Raw genomic sequence first — 10,393 nt, 5'->3', positions numbered from 1 at the left:
TTGCTCCCTATTGGCGATCTGATTTCAGGTGTCTTGGCCGGATGCCCAGCGCCAGCAGGACTATCCCGTACAGCGCCCCGCCAAGGCAGAGCAGCAGGGTCAGCTGCATGCTCGCCTTGCTCATGTGCCAGGCGCCCCATTGGGCCAGATCCGGGGAGAGGTAGAGGAGCACGCCCCCCATCAGCAGACTTGCCGTCAGCAGCTTGAGGCAAAATACCCCGGTGTGGCGGGAGGGCCGGTAGACGTTCTGCTGATAGAGCCCCTTGAACAGCAGGGCCGCGTTCAGGGTGCCGGAGCAGGCGGTCGCCAGCGCCAACCCCACGTAGCCGAGCGGATAGATGAAGAGGAGGTTGCACACCATGTTGGCCACCATGGCCATGATGCCGATGCGCACCGGGGTCTTGGTGTCCTGACGGGCGTAGTAGCCCGGTGCCAGCACCTTGATCAGCATCAGGGAGAGCAGGCCTGTGGTGGACGCCAGCAAGCTGGCGCTCGACATGCTCACCTCGTGCAGGCCGAACTCGCCGCGCATGAAGAGCACTCGCAGTATGGGCTCGCGCAGCACGGCGATCCCCACCATGGCGGGCAGGCCCAGCAGCATCACCATGCGCACCCCCCAGTCCATGGTGCGGGAGAAATCCGCCGGATCCGCGTCCACATGCTTGCGGGCCAGGGCCGGCAGGATCACGGTGCTGATGGCCACGGCAAAGAGGCCGAGGGGAAACTCCAGCAGGCGATCCGAGTAATAGAGGTAGCTGATGGCACCTGTGGCCAGGAAGGAGGCCAGCATGGTGTTGATCAGCAGGTTGATCTGGCTGACCGAGACACCGAACAGGGCGGGGAGCATCAGGGTGCGGATCTTCACCACCCCGGGATGGTGCCAACCCCACTTGGGCCAGACCAGCATGTTGAGCTGGCGCAGGAAGGGGTACTGGAACAGGAACTGCACCAGGCCGCCGAGGAAGACACCGATGGCCAGCGAGATCTCGGGGCGATCCAGCAACGGCGCTATCCACCATGCAGCCCCTATCATGGTGACGTTGAGAAACACCGGCGTGAACGACGAAACCGCGAAGCGCCCGAAGGTATTGAGGATGGCTCCCGCCATGGCGGTGAAGGTGATGAACCAGAGATAGGGGAAGGTGATCTTGAGCATCAGGCTGGCCAGCTCGAACTTCTCCGCCGCCGGGCCACCGTGCAGCCAGTCCCAGAACCAGCCCCAGCCGAACAGGGCCGTCAGGACGCCTGAACCCAGCACCCCGAGCAGGGTCACTACGGTGACGATACCGCCGAGGGTACCTGCCACCGCGGCCAGCAGATCGCGCAGCGCCTGCTCGTCACCGTTTTTCTTGTACTCCGTCATCACGGGGACGAAGGCCTGGTTGAACGCCCCTTCGGCAAACAGGCGGCGCAAGAAGTTGGGAATGCGATTGGCGAAGAAGAAGACGTCTGCGGCCACCCCGGCACCGAGCAGATTCGCGATGACCACATCGCGCACCAAGCCCATCACACGGGATGCCAGCGTCATTCCGGACACTATCATGCCGGATTTGATCAATTTCTTACTCAAGACGAGGCCTCTGGAACTGTCGGAAAGAAAAGAATGCTGTTAGAATCGGCCGACAGTTTAACCGTCTCCCATCTGACACACCACCGGGGGGCGGTGTTTATTTGCACAAATCATTTGACAATATGTGGTTGGGAAGGCATATTTCCGGGCCTTTTCAATACACTCGCTAAGACAGTTTTAGGAGTTTTACCTTGGCTAACATCAAATCTGCTAAGAAGCGTGCTCTTCAGTCAGAGAAACGTCGTCAGCACAACGCCAGCCGTCGTTCCATGACCCGTACCTACCTGAAGAAAGTGATCGCTGCCATCGCCTCTGGCGACAAGGCTGCTGCCACTGCCGCTTTCGCTGTTGCTCAGCCGATCATGGATCGTATGGCGACCAAAGGCCTGATCCACAAGAACAAAGCTGCTCGTCACAAGAGCCGCCTGTCTGCCCAGATCAAAGCCATGGCTTAATCAGCATCCGCTGATGAAAGCTGAAAAAACCGGCCTTAGTGCCGGTTTTTTATTTGGGCTCGCTGCAATACAGCCTGTGCAACAATCCGATCATCTCGCGTACCTCAAGGCTGCGCAGGGAATAGTAGACCGTCTGGGCCTCCTTCCTCGTCGCCACCAGCTCATCGCGCCTCAACACGGCCAGATGTTGTGACAGGGCCGACTGACTCAGTCCCAGCCGCTCATTGAGTTCCCCCACCGACAACTCCCGCTCCAGCAACTGACACAGAATGAACAGTCGCCGCTCGTTGGCCAGCGCCTTGAGCAGGGTGACGGCACGCCCGGCATTCGCCTCCATCTCTTCCAACTGCATCTCATCCCCTCTCCTGCAAGACAGCCATCATAACCCCGACCTCGACGATTTAAAAAGACAGGCTCGCCGGTTGAATGGCGGTGAAATCCTCCTGCCCGGCAAAGAGGAAGGAGAAGTCGCTCTCGCACACCCGTTTCACCGCCGGATGCTGGATCATCCGCTCGGCGAAGATGACGTAGTACTCCTCCATCAGATCCTGGGTCTCTCCCAGCAGCATCACCTCCTCCCCCTCCAGGATCTCCTCCCGGTAGATGGTCGGTGCCATGAAGATGCCCTGATTGAAGAAGCCGAACGCCTTCATCAGGGCCGCATCATCGAACTCCCCCAGGATGCTGGGAGAGATGCCCTGTTGCTCGAACCATTGGGTCAACTGGCGACCCATGGCGGTACGGCGACCGGGAATGAGCAGCTTGCGCTCCTCCAGACAGGCGGGAAACGGCTTTTCAGGCAGCGGCGCCTTGCAGAAGAAGCTGACGCCACAGCCTCCGAGCCGCTTGGAGAGCAGGCCGGCGTGCTGGCTGGAGTCCACCGGGCAGTCGGAGAGGATCATGTCGAGCTTGTGCTCGCTCAACTGCTCCAGCAACAGCTCGTGGGTCGACTCGAAGCAACGCAGGTGGATGGAGCCGTCGTTGGGGATGACGGAGAGCAGCACCCGGCTGGCGAGGCGCTTGGAGAGCGCATCGGCGATGCCGACGTCGAACAGGACCTGGCTCTCCTTGCGGTAGTTGACGATATCCAGCATCTCGTAGGAGAGGCTGAACATCTTGTCGGCATAGCGGAACACCAGCTGGCCAAGCTCGGTGGCTTCGAGAGATCTCCCTTTTCTGATCAACAACTTGCCGCCGAGGCGCTGCTCGAGCAGCTTTATCTGGCCGGTGACGGTCTGGGGGGTCAGGAAGAGGGCTTCCGCCGCCTGCGTGACGGAGCCCTTCTTCTGCGTCATCCAAAAATAGTAGAGGTGGTTGTAGTTAAGGTGTGACATCCGATGGGGTTCCCGCGCTGCGCGGGCTCCGGTAGCAGCTGAGTTCAACCGCCAGAATGTCATACATGTCGCTGATCGAGTCAACCTTGTTCGCGTCGAACTGCGCCTGCAGATGGGCCTTGAGGCGAACGGGATCCGGCATCCGCTCGGAGCAGTAGCGCCTGTTGGACTGCTTGACCCGCTCGCCGGCCCGGCTGCTCAGGGCCCGCTCGGCGAAGGTCTCGCCAAACCGGGCCTTGGCCTGCTTGTCCCCCAGCATCAGGGCGCTGTCGACCACCCCGTTGAGATAGGCCGAACAACCGGCCGAGGCCGCATCCTGCTGGCAATCGGCCAGCCCGTTTCCCCAGACCACAGGACTCGCCAGCATGACTAACCATCCGAGTCGTTTCATAACCCCTCCGTGCTTTGATTCGCCTCCCGATTGGGCAGCGCCATCCGCAGGGCGATATAACCGGTCACGGCCGCCAGGGTGGACCCCGCCAGGATCCCGAGGCGCGAGTAGTTGCCGTAGTCCAGTCCGCCATGCTCGAACGCCAGCGACGCGATGAACATCGACATGGTGAAGCCGATGCCACACAGGATGCTGACGGCAAAGATTTGTCTGAAGTTCACTCCTTGCGGCAGCTGGGCGACACCGGTTTTCACCGCCAGCCAGCTGATGGTGAAGATCCCGAGCGGCTTGCCGACGAAGAGGCCCAGTATGATGCCCATGGGAAGCGGGTTGAGCAGGGCCGAGAGATAGATCCCCTCCAGAGAGACTCCCGCATTCGCAAAGGCGAACAGCGGCAGGATCAGGAAGGCGCTCCAGGGGTGCAGCACATGCTCCAGATGCTTGAGCGGTGACGCATAGCGCTTGCCGTTCAGCGGGATCATAAAGCCCACCACCACACCGGCCAGGGTCGCGTGGACGCCGGACTTGAGCACCGCGACCCAGAGCACCAGCCCCACCAGCATGTAGAGGCCAATTCTGTCCTCACCACGGCGGTTCATCCACAGCAGGGTCAAGGTGGCCACCACGCCTATCGCCAGCGCGGTCAGCGACAACTGCTGGGTATAGAACAAGGCGATGATGATGATGACCCCCAGGTCATCCATGATGGCCAAGGCCAGCAGGAAGACCTTGAGGCTGGTCGGTACCCGCTTGCCCAGCAATGCCATCACCCCGAGGGCGAAGGCGATGTCGGTCGCGGCCGGGATGGCCCAGCCAGCCCGGGTGGCCTCGTCCCCGTAGTTGAAGAGGCTGTAGATGAGCGCGGGGGCCAGCATGCCGCCCACGGCGGCAATGGCCGGGAAGGTGGCCTGCACCCGGGAGGAGAGCGCCCCCTCCAGCATCTCGCGCTTCACTTCGAGGCCGACCAGCAGGAAGAAGATCGCCATGAAGCCGTCGTTGATCCAGAGCAGCAGCGGCTTGTTGATGTCGAGAGCCGCGATGCGAACCTGCACCTCGGTATTGAGGAAGCTCTGATAGTGCTGCGCCAGGGCCGAGTTCGCCAGGCCCATGGCCAACAAGGCGGCCAGGATCAGAATTATTCCGGAAGCGGACTCCAGTTTGAGAAAACGCTTGAATACATCGCTCATGTCTAACTACCCGTAAAATTGCATCTTTTCAGTCTAGGGGTCGAGTAGTTCAATGAAAAATCGTTTCTAACAGCCAGTAACAACGAGAAAACCGAAGGCAAAATGGATTGTGTCTGCTATAAGCACCGTTTTCCCCTCCCCTTCCCCCCCAGTTCCTCACGCCAAAAACTGCATAATAATTCACATTAGGCATGAAAAAGGCGCCCGCAGGCGCCAATGGAACAGGAGTGTCGAACCGTCTTCACTGTCCGTCTCCGGGGGCAAGGGGCCCCTCAGATGGCGACGGGGGCCTTGATGCCGGGATGGGGATCATAGCCCTGGATCTCGAAGTCCTCGAACCTGTAGTCGAAGATGGAGTCCGGCTTGCGCTTGATCACCAGCTGCGGCAAGGGCCGCGGCTCACGGCTGAGCTGCAGCGCCGTCTGCTCCATGTGGTTGGCATAGAGATGCACGTCGCCCCCGGTCCAGACGAAGTCCCCCACCTCGAGGTCACACTGCTGGGCCATCATGTGGGTCAGCAGGGCGTAGCTCGCGATGTTGAACGGCAGGCCGAGGAAGACATCACAACTGCGCTGGTAGAGCTGGCAGGAGAGCTTGCCGTCCGCCACGTAGAACTGGAAGAAGGCGTGGCAGGGGGCGAGCGCCATCTTGTCCAACTCGCCCACGTTCCAGGCGGAGACGATGATGCGGCGAGAATCCGGGTTTTGCCTGATGTCGTCCACCGCCTTCTGGATCTGATCCACCACGCCACCGTCCGCGGTCGGCCAGGAACGCCACTGGGCACCGTAGACGGGCCCCAGATCGCCGTGCTCGTCAGCCCACTCGTCCCAGATGCTGACGCCGTTCTCTTTCAGATAGGCGATATTGGTGTCACCGTTCAGGAACCAGAGCAGCTCGTGAATGATGGAGCGCAGGTGACACTTCTTGGTAGTCACCAGCGGGAATCCTTCCGCCAGATTGAAGCGCATCTGATGGCCGAACAGGGAGAGGGTACCGGTACCGGTGCGATCGGATTTGACTGCCCCTTCGTCCAGAATTTTCTGCATCAGATCGAGATAGGCACGCATTACTTGACCTCCTTGGGCGCATTGCCGAACAGACGGGGCTGTTTATAGGCGGCCCAGACCATGAGCGCACCCGCCACTATCATCGGGGTGGAGAGGATCTGACCCATGCTGATCTCGTTGAAGTAGAGGCCCAGCTGGCTGTCCGGCTGACGGACGAACTCCACCAGGAAGCGGAACAGGCCGTAGAACAGCAGGAACAGGCCGGAGATGGCGCCGCGGGGTGGATGCTTGCGCCAGAACAGGTTCAAGATGATGAAGAGCACCACCCCTTCCAGGGCGAACTGGTAGAGCTGGGACGGATGGCGCGGCTCGGGGCCCGCCTCCGGGAAGATGATGGCCCAGGGCACATCGGTGACCCGCCCCCACAGCTCGCCATTCATGAAGTTGCCGATGCGACCGACGCCGAGGCCAAAGGGGATGAGCGGCGCCACGAAGTCGGCCACGGTGAAGAAGTGGCGCTGGGTCTTGTGGGCAAACCAGATCATGGCGGTGATGACCCCGATGAGACCACCGTGGAACGACATGCCCCCGGTCCAGATCTTGAACAGGTAGGTCGGGTCGGCGAGGAAGAGATCGAAGTTGTAGAACAGCACGTAGCCGATGCGGCCACCCAGGATCACCCCGAGGAAGCCATAGAACAGCAGGTCGGAGACCTCGTTGCGGGTCCAGCCGCTGTTCGGCGCATCGGCGCGACGGCCCGCCAGCCACATGGCGAAGGCGAAGCCGAACAGGTACATGAGACCATACCAGCGAACCGATAGTGGTCCCAAACTGAATGCTACGGGATCAATCTGCGAGAAAATCCAATATCCGTCGTGCTGCATAAGCGGCCCCAGTCATAGGAAAAGCCGCATTCTCCGATCATTCGCCAGCAGGAACAAGACTGAATATCAATCTGGCAGCCTGACCTTGTGGCCCGCCCGCAGCAAGCCGCCCAGCCCGTGTTCCTCCAGGTAGCGGGCAAACAGGCCGCGCAGCACGTGGGGATTGTCGTGCTTGAGGCCATCGGCCAGCAGCGTCTTCAGCTCCCCGAGGTCGGATTGACGCAGCACGTACTTGATGCGCGAAATATTGTGGGTATTCATGCTGAAGCGGCGATAGCCCATGGCCAGCAGCAGCAGCACGCCGACCGGATCGCCGGCCAGCTCGCCACAGACCGAGACCGGCTTGTGGTAGCGCTGAGAGGCATCGACCAGCAGCTGCAGGGCGCGGATCACTGCGGGGTGGAAGGCGTCGTAGATGCTGGCGACCCGGGCGTTGTTACGGTCCACAGCCAGCAGATACTGGGTCAGGTCGTTGCTGCCCACCGACCAGAAGTCGATGAGGGGTGCCATCTCAGGCAGGATATAGAGGGCGGAGGGGACTTCAATCATCACCCCGAGGCTGGGGTAGCGGATCACCGCATCGCGGCTCGCCGCCTCCTCCGACACCTCGCGCCAGGCCTGATCCAGCAACCGGCGGGAGGCCTTGATCTCACTGACGCTACTGATCATCGGCAGCATGATGGCCAGATTGTCCAGCCCTTCGCTGGCCCGCAGCATGGCCTTGAGCTGAACCAGGAAGAGCTCGGGGTGATCCAGGGTGAGCCGGATCCCCCGCCAGCCAAGGAAGGGATTTTCCTCCACGATGGGGAAGTAGGGCAGCTGCTTGTCCCCTCCCACGTCCAGGGTGCGCATGCAGACCGGTCTGTCCCGGTAGGTCTCCAGGATCCCGCGATAGCGCGCCGTCTGCTCCCACTCCGAGGGGAAGCTGTCCTGCAGCATGAAGGGGATCTCGGTGCGATAGAGTCCGACGCCGTCCGCCAGATGGTTGAGGGAGATCTCGGTATCGGCGCTGAGGCCGGCATTGAGCAGCAGGGACACAGGCGTGCCGTCGGCGGTCTCGGAGGGCTGGTTGTCGACACTGCGCACCAGGGTATCCAGCGCCCGCTCCTCGCTCAGCAGTTGCCGGTACTCGGTCAGGATCACCTGGTTGGGTTCGATGAAGAGATCGCCGCTGTAGCCATCGATGACCAGGGTGCGCCCGCCGATGTCGCCGAGGGGCAGATCCACCCCCATGATGGCAGCCACCCCCATGGCACGGGCCAGGATGGCGGCATGGGAGTTGGTCCCCCCCTTGAGCGACACCACGCCGCTCAGGAATTCCCGCGGGATCTCGGCGAGTATGGTGGCGGTCACCTCGTCGGCCACCAGTACCACGGGCTCCCCTATGGTGAGCTGCTCGGGCTCGTCCTGCACCAGGCGGCTGATGAGCCTCTGGGCGATGTCCTTCACATCGGTGGAGCGCTCTCTCAGGTAGGGATCCTTCATCCCCTTGAACTGTTCGATCAGGCGATCGCTGATGAGCTTGACCGCGGAGATCGCGGTCCAGTGCTCCTTGCTGACCTTGTTGCGGATCGGCTTGATGTAGCCTGGGTCGTCCAGCAGGTGCAGATAGATGTCGAAGATCGCGACCGAGTCCTGGCTGTAACTCTCGCGAAAGCGCAGCGCCAGGCTCTCCAGATCGTGGCGCACCTCCTCCACCGCCAGCTCGAGGCGGGCCAGCTGCTTGCCGTGGTCCTCGTCCTTGCGCGGCGTGATGGTGTTGAGCGCCTTGCGCGGGCGCCACACCCAAGCCTTGGCGATGGCGATGCCGCTGGCCCCGGCGATGCCACGCAGGGGCTTGCTCCAGTCGGTCTTCTGCAACCACCCCTTGGCCTGGGCCTGGGCGATGCGAGCCGCCAGCTGGGCCGCCAGGGTGACCATGAAGGACTCTTCCCCTTCATCGAACAACCGACTCTCTTTCTGCTGCACCACCAGAATGCCCACCACCTGGCGCTGATGCATGATGGGGGCACCGAGGAAGGAGCGAAACGCCTCCTCGGCCACGTCGGGCAGGAACTTGAAACTGGGGTGGGCCGGGGCATCGGCCAGGTTGATCAGCTCTTCACGCTGACCCACCAGACCGACGATGCCCTGTTCGAAGGGCAGTGTCGCCTTGCCCACAGCCGATTCGGCCAGGCCGTCGGTGGCCGCCAGACGGTAGCGGCGCATCTCTGGCTCGGCGACATAGACGGAGCAGCAGTCCACCGTCATGGCGAGCCGGGTCTGGCTCACCAATGCTTGCAAGGCCTGTTCGAGGGTGTTGGCCTCGGCCATGCTTTCCACGATGCGTCTGAGTTCCGTCAGCAACTAGTGTGCTCCTTAGCGCGAGCGGTTGCGCCGCCCATCCTTTCGATTAGCCTGCACCACGGGCACTGGCATGGCCAGCGGGGCAAACTCCTTCATCACCCGGCGGTAAACCTCCCGCTTGAAGGAGACGACCTGACGCACCGGGTACCAGAAGCTGACCCAACGCCAATCATCAAATTCCGGGTGACCATGGCAGCCAAACTGGATCCTGGACTCTTTGCCGGGATCGAGCTGCAACAAAAACCACTTCTGCTTCTGGCCAATACAGACCGGTGAACTGTCCCAGCGAACGAGCCGTTTGGGTAAGCGATATTTCAACCAGTTGCGACTGGTCGCCAAGATGGTCACATCGTCCGGCTTGAGGCCTATCTCCTCATACAGCTCACGATACATGGCCTGTTCCGGCGATTCACCATCATCAACCCCCCCCTGCGGAAACTGCCAGGAGTGCTGCCCATAGCGCTTAGCCCACAATACTTGTCCGTCACGGTTACAGATCACGATACCGACATTGGGACGAAATCCGTCGCCATCTATCACGTGATCACCTTATAAAGGCTGAATCTATAACGAGATTGTTCCACATTCACCCCGTGGCGGCAAACAGGGACTGTCATCTTCCATTCATGAATAACTTGGCTTTTCAAGCAAAGTTATAAACAAATTGGACATTCTAGCTGCCCAAGTTGCCCACCCAGACTGTGCATAAGCCTGTGATCAAGCAGGTATATACAGTAGTTTTATACTGTGGTGTCTCACGGCACCACATCATACCCGATTCACAACTAAACATAATATCCATTTAAATACATAAAGTTACAATTTAAGTGCTGGATCAAGATCCATGTCTTTTGCACCCAAGGATCCTCACCGTCAATTGTGAACAAGTTCGACTGTTCAAAGATCCACCAAGGCTGATTTATCCACAGATATGGCGCATTATCTGCACCGAAATGGCGAGAAAAATCGGCGGGCTCTCACATTTATTTCTGATACGGGGGGCTGCATCACCACTTTATCTCAGTTATCCAAGATTTCTGTGGATAACTATGTGAAACAGCTCGTCCAAACCCTTGGACAACTCGCTTCAGCAGGGATCCTTCTCCTCTCCGGGCTGGAGAAAAACACCAAAACGCTTTAAAATCATTACGATAGATAATAACCGGCAATCTTGCCCCCCCTGTGCATAGCCGGGCAAGGATCGGTTATAAAATCAGCG

General features: G+C 60.3%; 10 protein-coding genes. 1 reads left to right on the top strand and 9 read right to left on the bottom strand.

Features of this window, described 5'->3' with window-relative positions; translation table 11 throughout:
• Positions 1-7: 7 nt before the first annotated feature.
• Positions 8-1,570, bottom strand: coding sequence for a murein biosynthesis integral membrane protein MurJ (gene murJ / locus I6L39_RS09410; protein ID WP_216991629.1), 1,563 nt, complete (start codon positions 1,568-1,570; stop codon positions 8-10).
• Positions 1,571-1,761: 191 nt separating this feature from the next.
• Between murJ and rpsT the strand changes: the two genes are divergently transcribed.
• Positions 1,762-2,025 (top strand): 30S ribosomal protein S20, encoded by a 264-nt coding sequence (gene rpsT, locus I6L39_RS09405; RefSeq protein WP_005308808.1) that lies wholly within the window; start codon positions 1,762-1,764, stop codon positions 2,023-2,025.
• Positions 2,026-2,074: 49 nt separating this feature from the next.
• Here rpsT and I6L39_RS09400 read toward each other — a convergent pair whose 3' ends face one another.
• From I6L39_RS09400 to rppH, 8 genes are all read right to left on the bottom strand, one after another.
• Entirely contained in the window at positions 2,075-2,377 is a 303-nt protein-coding gene (locus I6L39_RS09400) for a metalloregulator ArsR/SmtB family transcription factor (RefSeq protein ID WP_042079286.1), read from the bottom strand.
• A 49-nt stretch (positions 2,378-2,426) separates the two neighbouring features.
• Positions 2,427-3,359: a transcriptional activator NhaR gene (nhaR, locus tag I6L39_RS09395; protein ID WP_042079287.1), complete on the bottom strand. Its 933-nt coding sequence runs from the start codon at positions 3,357-3,359 to the stop codon at positions 2,427-2,429.
• Positions 3,346-3,726 carry a hypothetical protein gene (locus tag I6L39_RS09390; RefSeq protein WP_216991777.1) on the bottom strand — a complete coding sequence of 127 codons (381 nt, stop codon included), beginning with the start codon at positions 3,724-3,726 and terminating at the stop codon, positions 3,346-3,348. The genes nhaR and I6L39_RS09390 overlap by 14 nt, the downstream gene beginning before the upstream one ends.
• Positions 3,727-3,746: 20 nt before the next feature.
• Entirely contained in the window at positions 3,747-4,937 is a 1,191-nt protein-coding gene (gene nhaA / locus I6L39_RS09385; protein WP_216991628.1) for a Na+/H+ antiporter NhaA, read from the bottom strand.
• A 272-nt stretch (positions 4,938-5,209) separates the two neighbouring features.
• Positions 5,210-6,004, bottom strand: a complete 795-nt coding sequence (gene thyA / locus I6L39_RS09380) for a thymidylate synthase (RefSeq protein ID WP_042079290.1) — start codon at positions 6,002-6,004, stop codon at positions 5,210-5,212.
• Positions 6,004-6,828 (bottom strand): prolipoprotein diacylglyceryl transferase, encoded by an 825-nt coding sequence (gene lgt, locus I6L39_RS09375; RefSeq protein WP_216991627.1) that lies wholly within the window; start codon positions 6,826-6,828, stop codon positions 6,004-6,006. The genes thyA and lgt overlap by 1 nt, the downstream gene beginning before the upstream one ends.
• A gap of 66 nt (positions 6,829-6,894) precedes the next feature.
• Positions 6,895-9,174 (bottom strand): phosphoenolpyruvate--protein phosphotransferase, encoded by a 2,280-nt coding sequence (gene ptsP / locus I6L39_RS09370; RefSeq protein ID WP_216991626.1) that lies wholly within the window; start codon positions 9,172-9,174, stop codon positions 6,895-6,897.
• Between the two features lie 12 nt (positions 9,175-9,186).
• Positions 9,187-9,714, bottom strand: coding sequence for an RNA pyrophosphohydrolase (gene rppH, locus I6L39_RS09365; RefSeq protein WP_082035008.1), 528 nt, complete (start codon positions 9,712-9,714; stop codon positions 9,187-9,189).
• Positions 9,715-10,393: the final 679 nt, after the last annotated feature.

Source organism: Aeromonas sp. FDAARGOS 1409 (assembly GCF_019048705.1).
GTDB classification, from domain to species: Bacteria; Pseudomonadota; Gammaproteobacteria; order Enterobacterales; family Aeromonadaceae; genus Aeromonas; species Aeromonas sanarellii.
The sequence above is the reverse complement of the archived record's forward strand: the minus strand, read 5'-3'. Positions and strand labels throughout refer to the sequence as shown.

Bases quoted from the DNA above. Each gene is read 5' to 3' on its own strand.
- I6L39_RS09390 (WP_216991777.1), bottom strand. From the start codon at position 3,726: ATGCTGGCGAGTCCTGTGGTCTGGGGAAACGGGCTGGCCGATTGCCAG.
- nhaA (WP_216991628.1), bottom strand. From the start codon at position 4,937: ATGAGCGATGTATTCAAGCGTTTTCTCAAACTGGAGTCCGCTTCCGGA.
- I6L39_RS09400 (WP_042079286.1), bottom strand. From the start codon at position 2,377: ATGCAGTTGGAAGAGATGGAGGCGAATGCCGGGCGTGCCGTCACCCTG.
- lgt (WP_216991627.1), bottom strand. From the start codon at position 6,828: ATGCAGCACGACGGATATTGGATTTTCTCGCAGATTGATCCCGTAGCA.
- nhaR (WP_042079287.1), bottom strand. From the start codon at position 3,359: ATGTCACACCTTAACTACAACCACCTCTACTATTTTTGGATGACGCAG.
- thyA (WP_042079290.1), bottom strand. From the start codon at position 6,004: ATGCGTGCCTATCTCGATCTGATGCAGAAAATTCTGGACGAAGGGGCA.